The 19747-nt window shown below is 55.2% G+C and carries 18 protein-coding genes and 1 pseudogene; 7 read left to right on the top strand and 12 right to left on the bottom strand.

Annotation, left to right across the window (positions count from 1 at the left end; translation table 11 throughout):
• Window positions 1-245: pseudogene (locus KK925_RS04105) on the top strand (TonB-dependent receptor); the annotation flags it as partial.
• A gap of 874 nt (window positions 246-1119) precedes the next feature.
• On the opposite strand, the gene KK925_RS04110 reads toward KK925_RS04105, so the two are convergent.
• The 7 genes from KK925_RS04110 to KK925_RS04140 form a co-directional block, all read right to left on the bottom strand.
• On the bottom strand, window positions 1120-1503 hold the full coding sequence (locus KK925_RS04110) for a hypothetical protein (protein ID WP_214096282.1): 384 nt from the start codon (window positions 1501-1503) through the stop codon (window positions 1120-1122).
• Between the two features lie 136 nt (window positions 1504-1639).
• Window positions 1640-1891, bottom strand: a complete 252-nt coding sequence (locus tag KK925_RS04115; RefSeq protein ID WP_214096283.1) for a hypothetical protein — start codon at window positions 1889-1891, stop codon at window positions 1640-1642.
• Between the two features lie 170 nt (window positions 1892-2061).
• Complete coding sequence (locus KK925_RS04120) at window positions 2062-2349, bottom strand: hypothetical protein (protein ID WP_214096284.1); 288 nt, start codon at window positions 2347-2349, stop codon at window positions 2062-2064.
• Between the two features lie 469 nt (window positions 2350-2818).
• The gene (locus tag KK925_RS04125) at window positions 2819-3340 is read right to left on the bottom strand and encodes a DUF488 domain-containing protein (protein ID WP_214096285.1); all 522 of its coding nucleotides are present in this window, start codon (window positions 3338-3340) and stop codon (window positions 2819-2821) included.
• 176 nt (window positions 3341-3516) lie between these two features.
• A complete protein-coding gene (locus KK925_RS04130) occupies window positions 3517-3906 on the bottom strand; it encodes a hypothetical protein (protein ID WP_174581887.1) in 390 nt (129 codons plus the stop codon).
• 109 nt (window positions 3907-4015) lie between these two features.
• Window positions 4016-4405: a hypothetical protein gene (locus tag KK925_RS04135; protein ID WP_174581888.1), complete on the bottom strand. Its 390-nt coding sequence runs from the start codon at window positions 4403-4405 to the stop codon at window positions 4016-4018.
• Between the two features lie 826 nt (window positions 4406-5231).
• Entirely contained in the window at window positions 5232-5474 is a 243-nt protein-coding gene (locus KK925_RS04140) for a hypothetical protein (protein WP_214096286.1), read from the bottom strand.
• A 784-nt stretch (window positions 5475-6258) separates the two neighbouring features.
• On the opposite strand from KK925_RS04140, the gene lptB reads away from it, so the two are divergent.
• The 3 genes from lptB to KK925_RS04155 are packed head-to-tail and all read left to right on the top strand — an operon-like array spanning window position 6259 to window position 9854.
• Window positions 6259-7059: an LPS export ABC transporter ATP-binding protein gene (gene lptB / locus KK925_RS04145; protein ID WP_236027848.1), complete on the top strand. Its 801-nt coding sequence runs from the start codon at window positions 6259-6261 to the stop codon at window positions 7057-7059.
• Complete coding sequence (locus KK925_RS04150; protein WP_174581889.1) at window positions 7059-7925, top strand: 50S ribosomal protein L11 methyltransferase; 867 nt, start codon at window positions 7059-7061, stop codon at window positions 7923-7925. Before lptB ends, KK925_RS04150 begins: the two co-directional genes overlap by 1 nt.
• Window positions 7926-7934: 9 nt before the next feature.
• Window positions 7935-9854 (top strand): ATP-dependent helicase, encoded by a 1920-nt coding sequence (locus tag KK925_RS04155; protein ID WP_174581890.1) that lies wholly within the window; start codon window positions 7935-7937, stop codon window positions 9852-9854.
• 319 nt (window positions 9855-10173) lie between these two features.
• Here KK925_RS04155 and KK925_RS04160 read toward each other — a convergent pair whose 3' ends face one another.
• From KK925_RS04160 to ppc, 3 genes are all read right to left on the bottom strand, one after another.
• Window positions 10174-10476 carry a hypothetical protein gene (locus KK925_RS04160; RefSeq protein WP_214096287.1) on the bottom strand — a complete coding sequence of 101 codons (303 nt, stop codon included), beginning with the start codon at window positions 10474-10476 and terminating at the stop codon, window positions 10174-10176.
• 150 nt (window positions 10477-10626) lie between these two features.
• Window positions 10627-10908, bottom strand: coding sequence for a hypothetical protein (locus tag KK925_RS04165; RefSeq protein ID WP_174581892.1), 282 nt, complete (start codon window positions 10906-10908; stop codon window positions 10627-10629).
• A 555-nt stretch (window positions 10909-11463) separates the two neighbouring features.
• The gene (gene ppc, locus KK925_RS04170) at window positions 11464-14226 is read right to left on the bottom strand and encodes a phosphoenolpyruvate carboxylase (protein WP_174581894.1); all 2763 of its coding nucleotides are present in this window, start codon (window positions 14224-14226) and stop codon (window positions 11464-11466) included.
• Between the two features lie 42 nt (window positions 14227-14268).
• Between ppc and KK925_RS04175 the strand changes: the two genes are divergently transcribed.
• Window positions 14269-14661, top strand: a complete 393-nt coding sequence (locus KK925_RS04175) for a hypothetical protein (RefSeq protein ID WP_174581885.1) — start codon at window positions 14269-14271, stop codon at window positions 14659-14661.
• 765 nt (window positions 14662-15426) lie between these two features.
• Here the strand turns inward: KK925_RS04175 and KK925_RS11255 are convergent.
• Together KK925_RS11255 and KK925_RS04180 are read right to left on the bottom strand one after the other, a co-directional pair.
• Window positions 15427-15561, bottom strand: coding sequence for a hypothetical protein (locus tag KK925_RS11255; protein ID WP_268905630.1), 135 nt, complete (start codon window positions 15559-15561; stop codon window positions 15427-15429).
• An 86-nt stretch (window positions 15562-15647) separates the two neighbouring features.
• The gene (locus KK925_RS04180; protein WP_214096288.1) at window positions 15648-15815 is read right to left on the bottom strand and encodes a hypothetical protein; all 168 of its coding nucleotides are present in this window, start codon (window positions 15813-15815) and stop codon (window positions 15648-15650) included.
• Between the two features lie 888 nt (window positions 15816-16703).
• Between KK925_RS04180 and KK925_RS04185 the strand changes: the two genes are divergently transcribed.
• Together KK925_RS04185 and KK925_RS04190 are read left to right on the top strand one after the other, a co-directional pair.
• On the top strand, window positions 16704-17678 hold the full coding sequence (locus KK925_RS04185) for a tyrosine recombinase XerC (protein ID WP_174581895.1): 975 nt from the start codon (window positions 16704-16706) through the stop codon (window positions 17676-17678).
• Window positions 17675-19000 (top strand): 3-deoxy-D-manno-octulosonic acid transferase, encoded by a 1326-nt coding sequence (locus tag KK925_RS04190; protein ID WP_174581896.1) that lies wholly within the window; start codon window positions 17675-17677, stop codon window positions 18998-19000. The genes KK925_RS04185 and KK925_RS04190 overlap by 4 nt, the downstream gene beginning before the upstream one ends.
• The last annotated feature ends 747 nt before the right edge of the window (window positions 19001-19747 follow it).

Genomic DNA, 19747 nt, shown 5'->3' on the forward strand with positions numbered 1-19747 from the left:
TCTCCTCTAAGGTCTGGACCGACTTTGCCAACACTTTGGCCGCTCCCGGATGGGCCATCCTTGGATTTCGCATGGGAGTCCAACGAGCCAAAGGACCCTCCTTTTTCTTCGAAGGTCGTAACCTTACAAACCAGCGTTACGCCGCAACTGTTAACCCCATCGTGACTGCCCAAGGAAAGGACCAACCCGTGTTTCTACCTGGATCAGGCTGGGCCCTCTACGGAGGTGTCCAATGGGCCTTTTAGGAAAGACTTGCTTGCCTGCGTTACTCGCTTTGCTGGGAAGAGGAAAAGCGAAAACTCCCTTTTTCGACCTCTGGTTTTTGTCTTCCTCCCTTTGTTTTGCTTCCTCTTTGGAGCTGGTTCGGCCCCATTTTGTGCCTCAAACATGGAAACGCGACGGAGCACAGTCACAGCGGGAGCGTGGTCTTTCCAGAATACAAGATCGAGCTTTTTTAAGGAGTTGCTTAAAGAGAAACGAACCCGCTTAGCTTCCGCGTGAGCCTTCAGCCAGGAACGAAAACGCGAGAGCGCTCTTGCAAAAAGCCGTTATCTCCGGCAAAAACAAGGTGTCGCTAGCTTAACTTCGACCCTGTTGGAAGGTCAATCACTCTTTCCAACGAGTTAGTGGTTTCGCCCTGCCTACGTGATCCACTGGGGCCCGCGAGAAACGAGAAAAAGCAGGCCCAGTTTTTGGAGTAGCTCAGTTCCTTTTTTGGGTATTTCGCAAAGCATTCGGCGGTAAAATTTGCCTTCGGACAGGAGTCGGGCTACGGGGATGGCTTAAAGGCCACGGAGGGTTTGGGGGATTTTTTCTGTGGAAGCCTTTCGAGATCCATTCGGCGCGGAGGCGGGCGTGAGCCCGTAAGCCAGGAAAAAGATCCCGATGGGATTCCGGACTCGGGTCGCCCCCCGCCAGGGATACACGGGACAGACTTCCAGGGAGCTTTTGAGCTCGAAAAAAGCCCGATTCTATCTCGGCGAGTCGCTTAGAATGAGTGACGAGCTCTCCGGGGGAAGCTTCCGGCGGAGAGAGATGGGTCTCCAGCAGATACCTTCCATCGATCGCTTCCTCTTCTTAGATCCGCTCCTCTGTCGAAGTTTCGACCAGAAGCAGCCCTCACGGTCGACCCCGTGCCCCAAAGTATTTATGGGCTTGGGGGCAAGGGAGCGCCCAGCCGACCGGGCTCTCTACTGTGACCGGATCGGCTTTTTGCGCGATCGTTTTGGAAATCTCGGCCAATACCTCCTTGGCAGAAACTACCCGGCTTTCCCGCCGGGCTCGTTCCCTGGAGGCTCGCGATTCTCCTCCGGCAATCACATATCGAACCCTATTGCCTGCCACCTCCATCACTTGACTCCGCTCGGTAAGCCAAAGCTGCTGATCTTTCGGAAGATCCCGAGAATAGCTCTTGGAGCTTGACCCCTCTTGGCTCAAGCGACATACGGAAGCACCCTCTCCTTGGAGCGCCTCCAAGTTCCACCGGCTTTTTCCTTCCTCCATCAAAAACAAGGGTTTTTTCTTGGATCCCCAACCGTCCTTGGAGTGTCACGAGCAACCCCACAAGCGTCTTCGAATCCGCCCGGTTTCCCCGCAGAAGCTCCCCATGGATGAGAACTCCTTCAGCATGGGTCGCAATCTAGAACAAGCACTTGGCGCCAGTCCCGTCGGTGATCCCGGCTGTGTCCGTAACGGGCCAGTCGCTCTCCCCAGCCTCCTGAAAGTACACACGGGAAAGATCATAAAGCACAAGACTCGTTCCCCTTAAGAAAATCCTCGCGATAGAGCTTCTTTTCCATCCAGCTCCCAGCGCCGTTTTCACCCATCCATCGCCCGGTATAGCTTCTCTTCCTCGAAGTCCCTTTTGTTCCACCCCCCAGAGTTCCCCCAAAACCGTCGCCCTTGTTTTCTCCTGCAACGCGCACTTCGAAGAGGGAAAAGAGGGAAAAAAGAATCCGCCCAAAAAAGAGATCGCCTTGATCAACCGCCGTTTCCGCTCCGATCTTACCCCTGCAAGCATTTCCTCTAGACCCCACCTTCGCCGCGCGCCTTCCCGTACGACTACCCTCCGTCATCCAACCGATCCCCCACCTGTAAGCCCTCCAGGCGTAGAAACTTCTGCCCTTTCAAGCTTGTACGAACAACCTCGTGCGTTTTGACTGACGGCCGGCTCCCATTGGCCCAATCGCTTGTCTCCACCTTTTCCCCCACCCGGTAGGACGGCCGAACCCCCACCTGCCGGTACACCTTCCCGTTGCGATAGGTACCGACCCCCGCTAGACGTACATGCCTACAACCTAGAACACATTCCGTTCTGATAACACAAACAGTTATTGACACGCTACTCATAGATCGACCCTACACGCTTTCCCATAAGTCCTTGACTTGCAACTACAAAGGTGAGAAACGTGGGAAAGTTAGGTTAACGCCCGGAAATTCGTACGTCCTTCGTTACCTTGAGGATCACGACCCACAGGTTACTCCCTGGCTCAAAACTTCTCACGCAATCCTCTAGCACGCTAGCGTTCCGGCTTTCCAGCGCGCCGATGCAATGACCAGCCGAATATTTTTTTCCTCGCAGACCCTGACCGCCCGGTTTGTTTACTCTTCGCTATGAGGCAAAGGGCCGGGCCATCCAGTTTCGGTTCGCTTGCCTAAGGGTCAGGCTTTTGGCGTTGGTAGACTTTCTACCTTGAATATTGGCTAGCTTTCCAACCACATTGGAGGCCCGCATCTGGGGAGTCAGCCCCAAACGCCTGGATCCAGTGTACACAGTTCGGATGGAGCTTGCGAAGGTAGCCAAGGAAGAAAAGATAGCCTAGACACTGGTGCCGGGATAGGTTAGCTGGCCGTTTTGATAGACAGCAAAGGGAGGCAACCGGTGAGGCTGGCATGGTGAGCCCTTTTGGAGAATGTGCCGAACCGTCCATCCTCGCACTAAGAGCGCGTCTGAAAGAAGTCTACGGTGACATCTCCAATAATGGGCTTCCGCGCAGATAAGGCACACCCGTCCACACCAAGCCAGAAGTTCAAGTTCTCCCAGCGAGCGTTTGAAAGTTTTTTCAAGCATAAAGTCCGCATATCCCCGAAAACCTGGAGTCTGCCACGCTCGGTTAGGGGAATCTGCTCGTGGCTGGCGGAACCCACCTAGATCCGCTTTCCACAGGTAGCGGAACCCCTTTTCCGAGAGGGCTAGCTCAAGCGTGGTCCGACAGAAATGCGGATAACGAGTCGAGTGGGGCCATCTTCGCACGTCCACCACCCACTCAATCGCGTGCTCCTCCAAAAGGGAAAGAAACTCCGGAAAGCTTCTCGTGGAATGCCCGAGAGTGTGGATCACCCTGGTCGACGGACAAGGGGCTGGATCGGCTGGAAGAGAAAGGAGCGGGGATCTCATAGCATCCGTTTAGGAAGAATTTTCCCTGCATCACGCCATAAAAAACCGAATGCACCCATTTCTTTGTGAATCTGAGCGGGTCGCTTTTAGAAAAGCTACTCGCCCCAAAAAGAACGTCCCTAATCGATAGATTCCCCAGAGCTAACCCCGCCATCATGCTTTTCCCAACCGTTCCTAAAAACCATCGACAACCATTGGCCAACGAAGGAAGGTCGATTTCGGACGCCAACCGAACCATGCTGCCGACAATTCGCGTGCACGGGTTTCACCAATAAAGCCCAGGTAGCTCCCAATCTCCGCGTTTTCCCGGACAGAGTCGTGGGAGGCAGCCAATCCCCTCCAAACCGCGCATGAGCTGCTTGCGCCCCTTTGAGTCTCGCCTGAACCCCTGCCCAGAACCACCACACATGCTTCGTCGGATTGCTTGCGGGTAGGGCAAAGGTGGCAAGACCATCATCGCGAATAGCCAGGACTGTCTCTCCCACCGATGGGTCTTGAGAGAGCCCCAACTCTCTCCGGGCGACCCCACGAGGCCAGACCCTGGTAGGAACTTGGTGCCATGACGACCCGCGTAGTTGACCGCACCGATCACAGACGTGTAGGCCGGGTCGACTTCGATCACCTCGACTCCAGCGCAAAAAAAGCCGCCGTGAGCACCGAGATCGCCCTGGCGTAGCAGAAGGAAAAGAGCGAGCGGGCCCGAAGAACGGGATCCACTGGCTCAAGCTCAAGCCCCCTCTTGCGAAAATCCACTCGTTCGATCCCAAGCTGCTTGGCCGATTCGACGCAGGCCCGGGCGATCTCTTTGCACGCATGAGGAAAAATGGCTTTGGCCTCTTGGTCGCTCTTGCCACAGAGATTCAATCGAATCCCGCGAATTCTCACGAGATTGCCCAAGCGATCCGTTTCGCCCAAGGCGAGATGATCCCCATTCGTGTCGATGCCGACCGCTCCGGCGAGGCAGCGTGTCACCAAGGGAAGAGGTTGCGCCTCGACGCTCGCCAACACACGTCACTCCTTTCGCTCCCGCACGAAGCGAGAGCAACTCGCGGATGCCTCCCGCTTCTGGACGAGTTTCCCCCTCTTGGTTGTCTCGGTCACGATCCGGCTGGCCGCTAGCGCCCGGAAGATCGCCTTCCGGCCCCAGGCCAAGCGCACGTCCTCAAGAACCAGCTATTGGCTCGGGCTCCCCCCATCCGTCCGGCAGCCGCAACGGCAGCAGATAGGCTGCCGTCCGGAGCAACTACGGTTTGGCACGACTGGTTGCCGGCGGTCTTGTCCTTCGAACTCAAGGTAGAGAACTGGGTCCTCCGCTCCCCCTGCCAATCCCTCTTCCGGTCCCCATGATTGGAGTATGCGTTCTTTTCCAAGGAAAACTCTTCACGGGAAGAGACGCCGGAAACCACAACGGAGACGCACCTCCTCTGGCGCTCCTGATCGGCCAGGAGCGCGTCGCGCCTGGTCCGCAGGATAGCCAACCGCCGCTTTTTTCTCCTGCAAAACGTTCGCTCCCGGCTTCCTTTGCTCGAGCTCGCGGATCACGGTTTCCGCTCTTCCTGATTCCCCCTCGCTCCCGCAATCAGCTGGGGCCACCGTTCGGGGATCGAAGCGATCTTCCCTTCGAGCTCGGACCCCCAAGGGGATGGAACGCTCCGGCGGCCAAGCCAAACCGCCAGAGGAAAAATCGCTTAAGTTTCTCTCGCGCCACGCCAGCCGGCATTTGCCGAAAAAACTCCGCTCTCGCCCATAGAACGCCACATCGGTGTTAAGCAACGCCCCCCGAGCTGGCGCGTCACCCGCAAGCCCGTCTAGTGGGGCAAAACAGAGAGCTTGCTCATGCGATCGCTTTATGACCCTTCTCCCGGTGCTTTTGCGCGGATCTCTTCCCGTAAAGCCTGCCACACAAGGAAACGATCACCCCACGCAGGTCAGCCACAATATCCTCGGTCCTCTCATTGGAATCCCCTCCCAGGATGGATGGACTCTGCACCGCCAATGCCACCTCCCGGTACTGGAAACCAAAGCGCATCAGCCGGTCAGGCTCCTCGACCAGGATGACCGCCAAGGTTCGAATCACAGACCTGCCCAATGAGCCCGCTGCGACGGCCGTTCCTCCCAGAGTCGAGCTCCTTGACGGCCTTAACGATCCGCAACTCTTTCCTTGAGAGCCAACTCGCAGAACCCAAGCTAATCCCTGTCTCGATCCCCTTTTTCATGGGCGCTTGCACACCGGCCCCTAGAGCACCACTCCATATCGCGCGGTGCCGGCGCCGTATACACGACTACCGTCCCGGTCGGGAACGATTCTGTGGAACAGGCCAATGCCCCTCCTTCCACATCCATCCGCCAAGCCACCTTCTAGCCAACACCCTACCGCTTGACCCACGCAGTTACCTTCCTTTTGATATCCCGCCGTCAAGAGCGCTATCTCTCCCGATATTTTTCGATGTTGCTACCCCTTTTCTCTTTCCTTTGCCAGGACACCTTGGGAGAGGATCGGCTCCGATTGACGCTCGAGGCTAGAGAACGCTCCTGAAGAGCCTCTGGAAGACCAGAATCCTTTAAGCCTCCAAGCAAGCTACAGTACAAATGTGGAAATTTTTTTACGTCGAGCACGCGAAAGTGAGTTCTACCCAGAAGCTAATCGCTCCCAAACGCAGGGAGCTTTCTCAAGGAAAACCGCGGTAAGGCTTTTTTGCTAGCTTCCCCGATAGGATCTGGCCTAGTCTATTCGGGCAATTCCTTAAAAAAAACGATTTTTGCGAAACCCTGGATAGGCGTGGTGTCTGTTCAAGTGTGTTGCGAAGTGCATCAGCTTCAAAAACACCGGAGAATAGTCATCTCGTCCCTCCGATGCAGGAATGGAGACAAGGATGGATCCAACAGTTGACCTTCGAGACAAGCGGGCTTCGGTCCCGGAAAGCAATCGGTTAACACCACCATCGCTTTTGCGTGCGGAAAAGCTGGTTAAAGAGTTTCGTGGACGGCGGGTTGTCCAAGAGGTCAGCTTAGAAGTTGCGCGAGGCGAGATTGTGGGTCTTCTCGGGCCCAATGGCGCCGGCAAAAGCACTACATTCCGAATGCTTGTGGGACTGGTGCGGCCCAATTCGGGAAGGGTGTTTCTAGGAGAGGAAGATATTACCCACCTGCCCCTTTACCAGAGGGCGCGCCGGGGCATCGGTTACCTGCCCCAGGAAGAATCCGTATTCCAAAAGCTTACGGTGGAAGAAAATTTAATGGCGATCCTTGAGTTTCTGGAAATGACGCCGGAGGAACGACGCGCTCATTGTCACGATCTCTTACGGGATTTTGGCCTTGAATCCGTTCGCGATACCCTCGCGATCTCGTTAAGCGGTGGAGAAAAAAAGAGACTAGCAATCGCCCGTTGTTTGATTACCTCCCCCAATCTCTTTCTTCTCGACGAGCCATTTAGTGGTGTGGACCCATTGGCGGTCTATGACCTGCAGCAAATTATTGTAAGTCTACGAGATCGAGGTATTGGCATTCTTATCACCGATCACAACGTTCGAGAAACCTTGGCTATTGTGGACCGTGCGTATCTCATCTGCGAGGGTCGGGTGGTCCGTCATGGCACGAGCGAGTTTCTTATCCATGACCCGGTGAGCCGGGAACTCTATTTGGGTCCACGGTTTAGCATGTAATGCCAACGGTAAAAAAGGTCTGGTGGGTCTGGAGGCGATTGATCTCCCCTCGTTGGGAGGATAGCTGGATCGAACGCCTCCGGTGGGCCGGCCAGGACAAGGTTGCCGTCCATCATGTCGCCGGGCGAAAGTTTTCCCGGCTAGAAGCCTATTTCCCCAGTTCTCAAAAAGCGCGTTCCATCCAAAGAGCCTTTGGAGGGACGGTGAGCCAAGTTTGTCTTCCCAAGAGTTTGGGGGAAACCCTCAAGCCCGTGTCCCTGGGCCGACGGCTCACGATTTATCCAGAGAAGCCAAAAACCCAAAGCCCCGGCCACCCCTTTCTTGTCATCCCTCCCGGACCTGCTTTTGGAAGCGGTCACCATCCGACCACCCAACTTCTTTTGCAGGCTCTCCTCGATTTACCGTCTCTTTCTGGCAAAGCGCTTCTGGACGTGGGAACCGGGAGTGGGATTGTGGCTCTTGCCGGACGCTTGTTCGGCGCTCAACCGGTGATCGGGCTCGACATAGATCCCCAGGCGATTAGCGAAGCTCCGAAAAACGAGAAACGCAACTTTCGTGGCGGCCAAATCCATTGGATCTGTGCCAACTTTCTCCAATGGGAAACGGAAGCTCGGTTTGATATCGTCTGTGCGAATCTCTTTGCTTCATGCTTTATTTCCGGGGCCCAAACGTTTGCCCTCTGGATGCGTCCGGAAGGCCGGTTACTTGCCACAGGGGTTCTTATGAACCAGAAGGACGAGGTCCGGAAAGCGCTTTCTCAAGCCGGGTTTTTATGGGAAGGAACGCTAACCAAGCGTCAGTGGATCCTGGACCGGTGGCTGTGGCCAGGAAAAAAAACAGAAACGTTTGCTAGCGCTCACCCCTAGACAGCTCGAATGGAACCTCCTTATCTGAGCGGGCTCAACCCCCAGCAAAAAGCAGCCGTTACCGCACCTTGCGGTCCGATCCTTGTGATTGCTGGAGCCGGGAGCGGTAAAACCCGGACCCTTAGCTGCCGGGTTGCTTATCTCTTGGATCAGGGAATCCCACCGGACAGGGTTCTTTTGGCGACTTTTACGAACAAGGCGGCTCGGGAAATGATTGACCGGGTTACTAAGCTGGTTCCGGTCGACGCAAGCCGAATATGGGGTGGGACCTTTCATCATATCGGCCATCGTTTATTGCGTCGTCATAGTGAAAGGCTGAGAATCGATCCTCACTTTACCATTATCGACCGGGAAGACGCAGAACACCTTTTGGCCGAATGTTGCCAGGAACTTGGCTACAGCCGAAAAGAGGGACGATTCATCCCCAAGGCTGCGGTTCTTTTGGAATTGTTTAGCCTATCGATCGGAACCCGGCGGACGTTGGAAACGGTGCTCGCAGAACGCCTCCCAGAAGCTCTCCTTGTACAGAAGGAAATTGGCGAAATCTGGGAGGCCTACCGGAACAAAAAGAGGGCTAGTCGGCTCCTTGACTATGATGATCTTCTGTGGTTCGCCTTCGAGCTTCTTCGCAACGATTCCTTTTTGCGAGAACATTACCAGGAAAAATTCCTGCACATCCTCGTGGACGAATACCAGGACACTAATCGTCTCCAATCTGACCTAGTGGATCTTTTGGCACAGCGCCATCGCAACCTGATGGTCGTGGGAGACGACGCTCAAAGTATCTACTCATGGCGGGGGGCTGAGGCCCGGAACATCCTTTCCTTTCCTCAGCGCTATCCGGACGCCTTTCGCATCTCTATTGAAGTCAACTATCGGAGTGCCCCCGCCATTTTGGAGCTCGCGAATCGTGCGATCGAGCAAAACATAAGACAGTTCCCCAAGCGGCTTCGTCCCGCACCCTTCGCCCCTAAGGGGATGCAACCTCTTTTGGTTGTCGCTCATGATCCAACCGAGCAGGCAGCTTTTGTAGGGTGGCAGCTGAGCAAACTGGCCGAGCAGGGTATCCCATGGCATGAAATGGCCGTGCTCTATCGAGCCCACTTTCATTCCCTGGAAGTTCAAATGGAACTCGTCCGCCTGGGGATCGACTTTGAAGTAACAAGTGGGCTAAGATTTTTCGAACAAGCCCACATCAAGGACATCGCTGCCTTTCTTCGCTTGGTCGTTAACCCAAAGGATGAAGTAGCCTTTCGGAGGGTTGCAACCCTCATGCCGGGAATCGGTCCTAAGACGGCAGCTCGACTCTGGCTAGAAGTTTCTCGAGGGAAAGACTTGGGCCAAATCGTGCCCCCGGCCAGTGCCCTACCCACGTGGACAACCTGGTATTCCCTTCATCAAGAGCTACTGAATTTGGTCCACCGGCCGGATGCCCAGGTAAAATTGATCGTGGAAAGGTTTTACGATTCCTATGCCCGGCTGTCCTACCCTGATGCAGAGAGCCGACTGGAGGATGTTAAGGAGCTTGCCAACTTTGCCAAGGGCTTCAAGCACACCGAGGAAATGCTTGCCGAGCTTTCTCTTCTTACCAATCTCGAAGCCCCTCGAAAGGGCGAAGACAAGAGCTTAGTCCGCCTCTCTACCATCCATCAAGCCAAAGGCTTAGAGTGGAGGATTGTCTTTGTTATCATGCTTTGCGAGGGACTATTTCCGGCGGCTCGATCCCTAACAATCCCCCATGGGGAGGAAGAGGAACGACGGCTTTTTTACGTAGCTATTACACGCGCCAAAGAGGGCCTTTTTCTTGTGTATCCCCGGTTCCGACCCGAGGTGGAACGGGGAAAGCTAAAACCTTCTCGTTTCTTGGAAGAACTCTCCTCCAAGTTGCTCGAAACGCGCCAAGCCAAAGACTTCTGGACTGGTTCATAACAGATATTCTTCGTTCTTTTCGCGGGTGCAGGCTAAACCGTTCCTGAAACCATCGACAACCATTTCCCTATGAGGGAAAGATCGGACCGGGTAACTGAAGAAACCAGAGCGATCGTAGATGACCCATGCGCGCAAGGAAGCTGGCCGGCGATCTTCAAGGAAATTTAGCCCTATCCTTTTCAGCTCTTCGTCACTATTTCTCTGCCAATCGCCGCAGCCGATGCGGTCATGACGCTCAAAAAAAGGTGACTCCGGCCGCTTCTTTTTGTCGATCCCAGCGCCTGGGAAGAGGGTGCAGAGAGAGCATATTGGGTCGCCCTCAGGCCACGGCGGTACGGCGGGCAACAAACGGCAATGAGCGAAAATGCACACGGCATCGATCCGGCCCGATGTCACGACGGAAGAAGCCGACCGCTTCGCTGCGCTTCGGGCCGAGACTCCATGGCGGAGCCGGACGGATTGCAACGTTATCATCATGCTTGATAAGACTTACCAAGCACACGAGGCGCTCGGGCGCACCAACAAAGACCGCACCGACCCCGGTCACCTGCTTCGACCATGCCAGCGTGTTTTTTCGCAAGCGCTTCTTAAGCATCCAAAGCCCAACCGCTTCGCTTAACACGGATTTCGGGCGCCCCTGGCCCCTGCCCATATGCCTGCGCGAACACTAAAAACGCGTCCTTCAACAGTGGTTAGCCCACAAAGGCTGCACTTCTTTTTTGTAACGGCCGCTTGTGTTTGAACCCTGTGGTCGAATCTGGCGACAACCGACCTAGTGCAGCCAGCCCAGTTTTGAGTGTCGATGCGCACGAAAATAGATTCGGTGCGGTGAGTAGAGACAAGGTTTTGGCTGGTAAGCGTCGGCCTCGGTCGCTTCCCCTTCCTGCGGCACCGCGTTTGTTTCAACAACGCCCGGGGCGCGGAACCGCGCCTCCCGCAAGCTTCGGGCAAAGAGACACTGCAGGTGCAGCATATCCATGAGCAAAAAAGCAAGGCCATGAGTGGCGAGGTCATCTGGATCGGCGTCCAGAATGAAAGAAAAGCTCACGCGCATCCGCGACGGGGTTTAAGCTAAGCGGCAAAACGCCTGCGCGCCCGGCTCGATCGCCGGGCATAGCGAAAGCTTTTCACTTTCTCTTCCGTATAAGACAAAAGCGGCTGGCATGCGGTCGAAAAGGTCATCCGGCTTTACACGAGCCAGCGGCACTCGGCGTGGGGGTCTGTAGCTCAAGAAATCCAAGTGTTTGGTGTGTGAACTCTGCGGTCTTTGGGCACGGCGCCGACTGGGATGCCAGCCGGAACCTCGCTGGGATGGGCAAGACCGGGCTTTATCCAAGGGCTTCTGCAAACCGGTCTGATGCCGCAGTGGGCACAACCTCTGCCCACGACGAACCCAGCGACGTGGCTTGCGGGTTGCTGATAGCTTAGGCATCGGAGAAATCCTTTGGCATCTATTCGGGGAGGTAGCGGGTCTCCTCCAGATCTCTATGGCCGGAGAATTCCCGATAAGGCTTGTAACGTAAGCAAGACCATCTTGAGCTTCAACGAAGGAAGGGCATCGAGAACCTGAACTTCTTAGAAAAAGCCGCCCGCTCCCTGTGCCTGGCTTTCAGCCGGTATTTTTTAGGCCTGCGCTTATGCCGCTAATCGTCAGTTCGACCACAGCTTGCAGGGCTTGAGCTTCAGGAGTAGAGCGGTCGGCAAGGGAACGCAAACGCCGGAGACACTCCACTTGAATGTAGTTGAGGGGATCTACATAGGGGTTGCGAAGGCGTATGGAACGTAAAAGCACAGGCTCTTTCTCAAGTAAGGTTGTTTGCTCGGTGATTCGCAGGATCGCTTCTACTGTTCGATCGTACTCCTCTCTCATTTGAGAAAAAATTCGATGGCGCACACTTTCCCGACGCACCAGCTGCGCGTAGAGAGCGGCGATCCCCATATCTGCTTTGCGGAGTGTCAACTGTGCATTGTCCAGAATACTTGAAAAGAAAGCCCATTGCTGGTACATCTCGCGCAAAAGTTCCTCTCCCTCTTTCCCACGTTCGAGCACTCGCTGGAGAGCACTTCCAAGCCCGTACCACTCCGGAAAACCAAACCGGCTCTGCATCCAGGAAAACACCCAAGGAATTGCGCGGAGATCGTCAAGAGATCTTGCCTCCCCGCGAAACGAAGGACGAGAACCGATTCGTAGTTTTCGAATCTCTTCGATCGGGGTCGCCTGTGACCAAAATTCTAGGAAATCCGGGTCGTGCCGTACAAGTTTGTGATACGCACGCTTCCCTTCTTCAGCCATCTCTTCCATCGCGTCGGCCCATTGGGAAGGAACGGTGCTATAGCTATGGCGAGCCCAGTCGCACGCTAAAAGTACCCCGTAGACGACCTGCTCCAAAATCCGGTAGGCAAGCTCTGGATCGTGATAGCGTGTGGAGAGAACCTCTCCTTGTTCCGTCATCCGGATCGCACCGTCGAACACCCCATGGGGCTGAGCCAAGATGGCGCGAGCGGCTGGCCCCCCTCCTCGAGCAATGGTTCCCCCTCGACCGTGAAATAGGATAAGGCGGAGTCCAGCACGATGACAGACCGATACGATTCTCTCTTGAGCTTTATAGAGGGCCCAAGCAGCGGCAACATAACCGCAATCTTTGTTACTGTCTGAATAACCAAGCATGACCATCTGGCGATCCCCTCTTTGCCCCACATGTTCTCGATAGAGGGGATGTTGGAAAATGGTCGAAAGGACTTCTGGAGCCGAGCGAAGATCGTCCAACGATTCAAAGAGAGGGACGATATCCAAGATGGTTCCGGAAAGTTTTTGCAGGTACAAAACTTCCAGAAGGTCGGAAGGGCCATGAGCGCGGCTGATCACGTAAACCCCCAGCCCTTCTTCCCCGTAGAGGTCAGCAGCACGGCGGTAGATCTCAAGTGGCCGCAATACTTGCTCGATCACGGAGTTGTCGGACGCAATTCTGACCGAAGGCTCCGATGGCATCTTTGCCAGAGCCAGGTTAAGAATCCGTACTTTCTCCTCCTCCCTTAGCTCATGGTAGCCTCGGACCCCTTCGCGAGCCTCCAAGAGACACCCCACAGCTCGCCCGATCTGCTCTGAATCTTCACGAATATCGAGCCGCGCAGTATGAAATCCAAACACGTCAAGTGCAACCTTAAGATCCCACAGAGGCCCCTCGGCCACTGCACAAGCGGGACTTTGCCGAATGCTTTGAAAGATCCGGTCCACCACTTCCCGAAAAGCACTTGGCTCAGCCTTGGGAAGTACACGACCCAATGGTTCCAAAAGGTGACTGGTCGAAACTTCCTGAAGAGCTTCATCAAAGCGGGCTACCAAAGCAGCTAACGCAATTCGGTAGGGTTCCCATCCGTAGCGGCGCGAAAAACAATCAATGTAGGAAGACAAAAGAGGGCAATGCCGCATCCATTCCATGAATCCTCTTGCATAAGGGTCGCGGCGAGCAGAAATGCTTACCGAGGCTGCCGCCTGCTCGGCGGACTCCCTCAACTTGGTCAGTGCCAATCGGCGGTGCATGGCAAGCGCTTCGGCCGTAACTCCGGGAGTCACATTAGGGTTTCCGTCCCGATCCCCGCCGATCCAAGAGCCAAAGAAAAGCCAGCGGGAAGGAGCGCGCACTTCCGGGTAATGCTCTTGGAGCACACGATGAAGCTCGCGATACAGTTGGGGCACAACCCCCCAGAGCGTTGCATCGAAATACCAGAGACCCGTCCGGATTTCATCCTCAACCTCAACTTGCTGAGTTCGCGCTCGCTCGGTCAGCCACAAAACCGTTATTTCCCGTTCCAGCTCGCGCTCTAACTCTTCTTTGGGTTGCTGCGGCCTTGCCTCGGAAAACTCGCGTAAAATCCTAGCAATTCTCCGAAGAGTTTGGAGAACGGTTCGTCTCTTTGCCTCTGTGGGATGGGCAGTGAAGACGGGTTCAATCCAAAGTGAGTCCAAAATAGCCTGAACCTCCCCGGCAGTCCTGCCCCGGCGCCGGAGCTCAACAATCGCTGCTTCCAAAGACTCCTTCGGGGGAAAGGAAGAAAGCTTCTCAAGCTGTTGTGCTCGCCGCAGCCGGAGAATGGACTTCCGGTACTCCTCCTCGGCCAGGTTAACCAGCTCAAAGTACGTCGTAAACGCCATGGCCATTTCGAAAGCCATGGACGCATCCAATTTTGCCACCTCCTGTTCCAGCTGAGCAGCCGCAGCCAGATTGCCGTTCCGGGATTCTTTCGCCAAATGCCGCAATCTCTCTTCCGTTTCCAAAACTTCCGGCCCGGCGATCCGAACAATGACGCGGCCTAGGGTATCCCCTAGCCAGCGGATGAGCCGCGAAAGTCGTTGAAGCTCATGTTCAGCCATGGTGGGGCAAAAACTTTCCAAAAAGGTAGCTAGAGTCTTGCCATGCGAAAGCGATCTTGCGTTGTGACACAGCGCTCCGCGCAGCCAAGGCCCCGTATTTTTGCTGCCATTGGCTTCCGATGGAATGGCTCCAAGGTGAGCCCTGCGGGGAGTTTGGAAGGAGCTAAATCCCTATTGGGAAGCCCGACTTGGCTGCGGAACGAGCCAGGGCCGATTGTAGAGGCGAGGAGTGGCGCGGTCGGATTTAGGATAGCCTTAGCTCTTGCTGCCCTTTTTGGTGGGACAGTGTCCCTGATATCTCTCCCTCTTATCCGTTTCAACTCCCCGCTCGATCCCCTACTGAATGCGCAGATTTCCCGTATTGGGGCTTTCGGACAATTTTTTCACTGGCTTACGCCCACGGCAGGCCCCGCCTTAAGCTTCGGAGACGGATAAGACCGAGCGTGTTCCGGAGACACCCATCTCCAAACTCGCTCGTTCCTTGGCCAAGGACTTTGTGCTCGCGCCAGAGCGATCGACCGAGCGGGTACCCAACGTGATTTCCCCTGATAGGCTCGGGGCCACCCGATCCAAGACAGAAAAAAGTTCGTCCGTTCGCGCCGCTGGTAATTCAAAAGCAATACCAAGTCCGTGGTGTCCCTTTCCAGAGTGTTCCGGCGAAGCCATTAGCTCACATTCTGCAAGAGCTGCCCCACCCGATGTTTCGAAGGTTTTGTTCCCAGGTGGCTTCGGCCCTTAGTGGGCTTGTAACAAAGACCCAAGGTCTAGCCGACAACCTCGAAGCTCTCCTTTGGTACTCGCGCCTACCCGACTCTTTTCCCATCTTCATACCAGGCCCAATTCGCTCCATAATCTTCTTGCTTTGCTTCCTGGCCTTCTAGGCTTGATGGCGCGGCAAAGGATCCCATCGTCGTCGGCGTATGACACAATGTGGACCGCCCACTTAGCCGCTTATCCTTCGCTTTTCCACGGCAAGAGAAACCACCTAGATAGAGAGGTTAGCCAAAAGAGGAGTGATAGGAGCTCCTTGCGGCGTCCCCGCCTCCCGTCCTTAGCCTCGGTCGTTCGCCGCCTTCCTCGCTGCTCGTCTTCTTCAAGCTGCATTTCCGGCCAGGCTTTTCAAAAGCGCGAGCATGGCCCCGTCGCATATCCGCCGGGCCAGGCTCTCCGTCAAAGAGGCCCGAGAGCAATCCTCCCGAACTACTGAACGAGCTCAGCGTCAACGATTTCAGTATGGCCCGCTTTCAAAAGAGCCTGCACCTGGTTAACCACCTCCCAGGGACATCGCCCTTCTCGATAGGGATACTCTTCTTCCGCTACATTCGCCTCAAACATCGGGCTAGACTACCCGAACCGCCACGATGTAGACCGCCCGATGTCATAGGGTGGATGTAACTTGCGGCCTTCGTTTCCCACTAGCTTTAGCTATCCACACCCGTCGTACCGCTTTCGGCGGCCACCTTTCGGTTCGATCGCTCTTCCACCCATCGATCTAACCACCCCTCTACTCCTCTCTCTTCGATCCGCTGAAACGCCTGGCCATCCACCCCTGCCACTCTACCCTTCCCTCCGGCAGAGCTTCCAAGCATAGGCCAATACGTCCTTGCGTAGAGTGCGTCGTACAAGGAGGAGAACCGAGAGGTCAGACTTGCGTTGGCTTTCGCCTGCAAGGCCATCGGGAGCTTCCGAAAACGCGATTGAAAGGTTCTCGGCCTTATTCGCGCATTTCCATCACCTCGCTCCTTGCGCTGTTTCTCTCTGGCACTCTCGGGCCCCTTTCCTCCCTAGAGCCTTTCTCCGAGTTCCACAGTATTTTATGGACCTATCCGACTCCCATGTGCTCCTACTCTGGCCCGTCACGGAGCAGCGGTCGGCCCGCTCGGTACTATTGGGCACCACCCCAAACCGACAGCTAGATGAGCTTCCCGTGCTGGAATAGCGTCCTTTGCACCCATGCCGTCGCCCAGAACCCCGGCGGCTTTTCCCAGTGCACAGATGGCTCTCCTCTCCAGGGAGACTTCGGTCTTTGCTTTTTTAGGGAACAAGCTTGGGCACCCACGTTGCGGATTTCCGAGGCTTTGTTACAGCGTTAACTTGCATTAGCGCCTGCTTGCCGACTCGCCCGTTTTTGGGGCCTTTCCGTTAAGAGACTTCAACCGCCAGCAGCCACTCCGGACGTTTCCGGCTCAAGCAATCGTTACCAAGTGGGGAGACCTGCCTCCCCACTTGGGGATTCACTCTTTTCCAGACGCACATGGAATCATCCGTCGCAGAAAAAGGAAGGAACTCTCTGCAGTCTCTCATCCGAACAGACGAAAAAGGGCCCCCCGAAGTTAGCAAAGGCGCCAGAGATGAAAAGCTCTTGGACAGGCTAACCCCTCTTCCCCCACCCCCAGAGACGAACCAGCGGCCGTTTAGAGACGGAAAGATCAACGTTGCAGGAGCATGACAGTAGCTCTAGAAAAGGAAACAAACCTATGGAGGGGGATACCACCCTAAGTCCAGCGCTGGGTCCCAGACCAGTGGAACCGTGGAGAGAACCTACGGAAGCGTTTCTGCGTTTCCTTCAGTATCAGAAACTTTCCTCTGCGTACACGGTCCGCAATTATCGCTTCGTTCTGGCGGAATTTGCCCGTTGGATAAGACAGCCATTCCGATGGGAGGAGCTAAAAAGAGAGACCTTTCGAGATTATCTTTACTGGCTGGGAAGGCGCCGACTCTCAGCAGGTTCCGTTCGCCTGCGCATAGCAGCCCTTCGAAGTTTTTACCAGTACTTGCTGCAACAGGAAAAAGTCGCCGCCAATCCCCTGAGGGGGCTTCCGGCTCCCAAGCGACCTAGGCGGTTGCCCGTCTTTTTGACTTTGGAACAGATGGCTCGCCTTCTGCAAGCGCCCTCGGAAAAGTGGAAGCAAAGGCAGAATAATCGATCACGCGGGCAAAGGTGGGAGCGGTGGCAGTATCTCCGCGACCGAGCCTGGCTAGAGACTCTTTACGGAGGAGGCCTTCGGATTGGGGAGTTAGTGCGACTGACGGTCTTCGATTTTGATCCAAGCTCAGGAATTTTACGGGTACGAGGCAAGGGTCGAAAAGAAAGGCTCTGTCCTATTGGGGAGGCAGCCAAGGAAGCTATCCAAGCCTACCTTCAGGTGCGTCCTCTTTCAAGTGAAGCCCTTTTCGTAGGTCCCTCTGGCAAGCCCTTAACGGTGCGGAACCTTCAAAAGCTTCTCAAAGAATATCTTAAGCTTGCGGGACTCGACTTTCGCATCACGCCACACAAACTTCGGCACAGTTTTGCCACCCACCTTCTGGATCGTGGAGCAGATCTTCGGAGTGTTCAGGAGCTCCTTGGACACGCTCACTTGGTGACGACCCAAATTTATACGGCGGTCACTACCGAACGACTCCTTAAGGAATACGCTCGCACGCATCCCCGAGCGCATGCCGAGCCATGACAGAACTTCTTCTACTGGTCGGCTATAACGTCCTTTTGAGTGTCGCTTTGCTTTTGGCACTCCCCTACCTTTTGTACCGATTACGCAAACGCGGCCAGCCTTGGGACGGAATTGGCGAGCGGTTCGGTTGTTACTCGCGATCCCTAGTGGAAAGACTCCGAGAGGGCGCTGATCTATGGATCCATGCGGTAAGCGTCGGCGAGGTGATGGTGGCATCGGTGCTTTTGTATCACTTACGGCAACGAGATCCTCGGATTCGTGTAGTTCTGACAACAACAACGGTCACCGGCAGGCGAGTGGCAAGCGCGCTGGAAGACTCCAACACGATCGTCCTCTACAATCCCATCGATCTTTACTGGTGCGTTTCGCGAGCGTTGCGAACGATTCGACCCAAGCTTCTGGTTCTTGTCGAAGCAGAAATTTGGCCCAATTACCTGTGGCTCGCAAAACATCGAGGTGTTGCCACCTGCCTGTTGAACGCCCGGCTCTCTCCCCGGAGCTACCGGCGTTACCGGCGGTTTCGTTGGATCCTGGAACGGGTTCTCCTATGGCTCGACCTTGTGCTTGTCCAGCATTTTTCCGATGTGGAACGTTTCGTCCAGGCAGGCTTTCCTTCGGAAGCCATTTTTACAGCCGGTAGCCTCAAATACGACGTGGCTGATCTTCCGAATGTGAACGGAAAGCTTGTAGACCGATGGTGGCGCCTCTGCGGATGGGAGGCTGAAAAGGATCGCGTGTTTTTAGCCGGGAGCACCCATCCGGGCGAAGAAGATATTCTCTTGCGAACCTATACTCAGGTCTTGGAAAAATATCCCGAGTGGAAACTTGTCCTGGCTCCTCGACACGTGGAACGAGCCAGAGAGCTTTTGGTGCTTTGTGCTCGGTTGGGTCTCCCTGCAAAGCTGCGATCCCAACTCGGTCAAACCCCGGATGGGAAACCCCTTCGTGTTCTCATCTTGGACACCACCGGCGAGCTTCGTTGCGTCTATGAGAAAGCGGATCTTGTTTTTGTCGGAAAAAGTCTCAAGGCCCGGGGAGGACAAAACTTTATTGAAGCCGCCCGGGTAGGAAAGCCGATCATTGTAGGGCCGTACATGGAAAATTTTGCACATCTCGTAGTCGAGTTCCTGTCCAAGGAGGGGATTCGCCAGGTTCGAGACGAGTTTGAGCTTGCGCGAGCAATGGAAAGATTGGCGGGACATCCAGAAGAACGCGAAGAACTGGGGAAGAGAGCACGGCTCGTCTTTGAAACGAATCTAGGCGCTGGCCGGGTAGCCGCCGAGGTTCTCTGGGAATTTCTACAACACCTCGGTCATAGATAGTAGTACCTCAAGCTTTTCTGGGTTTTGCTCGATCAAAAAGAGCTTGTCTCAACTCACCCACCTTCCAGGGAGATTACGCTCCAAGAAAGCCGCGTTGCTTTCTTCCATGGAAAACCATGGCCCTAGAATCTTATTTTTGAAAAAAGCAACCCAGTTTCCCCGTGTCCTCCAAAGCTTTGTGACGGTTTGGTAAAACCCAAAGGGATCTCGATCTATCCACCTTGAACGGAGAGGTTTTGGCTAGGAAAATCTCGGTCGGAAAGGCAACCAAAGAACCTCGTTTTTTCCGTCGCAATCCTGTGCTGCTGTGAGTGAGCAGGCAGGAGTCGGTCCGAATAGATGCCGGACGAGCATGGCCACGAGCGTCCGGCAATGCCACAAAAGCTCGTTGTGCAGTATCCGCGGCTGAAGGCAGGTTCCCCATCACCTACTGCCCGGGTTTCCAGCCATGTGGGATGGCCGACTGAGCTGGCAAGCTAGCTCTGCGGAGCCTTCCTGCGCCCGTCAAGAACTAGTGGGGCAAACTCCTCCGGGACATCGGCCCCGGCCGCCAACTCGCAGAAGCGCGGCGTGCGCGGAGTAGCCTATGGGAGTTGCCCAAGCCCGTTAGACCACCCGGTGAGTTTTTAGCCAGGCTGCTTCTTTCGTTTCGAACCGGAGTTTCTCTTTGCTTTCTGTGAGTCTTTGGGCTGGGAGACCGGAATCCAAAAGACATTCGAAAGAGACTTCGTTTGATGAGGACCTGGT

This window comes from Candidatus Methylacidithermus pantelleriae (assembly GCF_905250085.1).
GTDB classification, from domain to species: Bacteria; Verrucomicrobiota; Verrucomicrobiia; order Methylacidiphilales; family Methylacidiphilaceae; genus Methylacidithermus; species Methylacidithermus pantelleriae.

Coding starts and splice junctions, on each gene's coding strand:
- KK925_RS04185 (WP_174581895.1), top strand. CDS start 16,704: ATGGAGGGGGATACCACCCTAAGTCCAGCGCTGGGTCCCAGACCAGTG.
- KK925_RS11255 (WP_268905630.1), bottom strand. CDS start 15,561: ATGTTTGAGGCGAATGTAGCGGAAGAAGAGTATCCCTATCGAGAAGGG.
- KK925_RS04120 (WP_214096284.1), bottom strand. CDS start 2,349: ATGAGTAGCGTGTCAATAACTGTTTGTGTTATCAGAACGGAATGTGTT.
- KK925_RS04155 (WP_174581890.1), top strand. CDS start 7,935: ATGGAACCTCCTTATCTGAGCGGGCTCAACCCCCAGCAAAAAGCAGCC.
- ppc (WP_174581894.1), bottom strand. CDS start 14,226: ATGGCTGAACATGAGCTTCAACGACTTTCGCGGCTCATCCGCTGGCTA.
- KK925_RS04165 (WP_174581892.1), bottom strand. CDS start 10,908: ATGCGCGTGAGCTTTTCTTTCATTCTGGACGCCGATCCAGATGACCTC.
- KK925_RS04180 (WP_214096288.1), bottom strand. CDS start 15,815: ATGCTTGGAAGCTCTGCCGGAGGGAAGGGTAGAGTGGCAGGGGTGGAT.
- KK925_RS04175 (WP_174581885.1), top strand. CDS start 14,269: ATGCGAAAGCGATCTTGCGTTGTGACACAGCGCTCCGCGCAGCCAAGG.
- KK925_RS04190 (WP_174581896.1), top strand. CDS start 17,675: ATGACAGAACTTCTTCTACTGGTCGGCTATAACGTCCTTTTGAGTGTC.
- KK925_RS04110 (WP_214096282.1), bottom strand. CDS start 1,503: ATGGAGGAAGGAAAAAGCCGGTGGAACTTGGAGGCGCTCCAAGGAGAG.
- KK925_RS04150 (WP_174581889.1), top strand. CDS start 7,059: ATGCCAACGGTAAAAAAGGTCTGGTGGGTCTGGAGGCGATTGATCTCC.
- lptB (WP_236027848.1), top strand. CDS start 6,259: ATGGAGACAAGGATGGATCCAACAGTTGACCTTCGAGACAAGCGGGCT.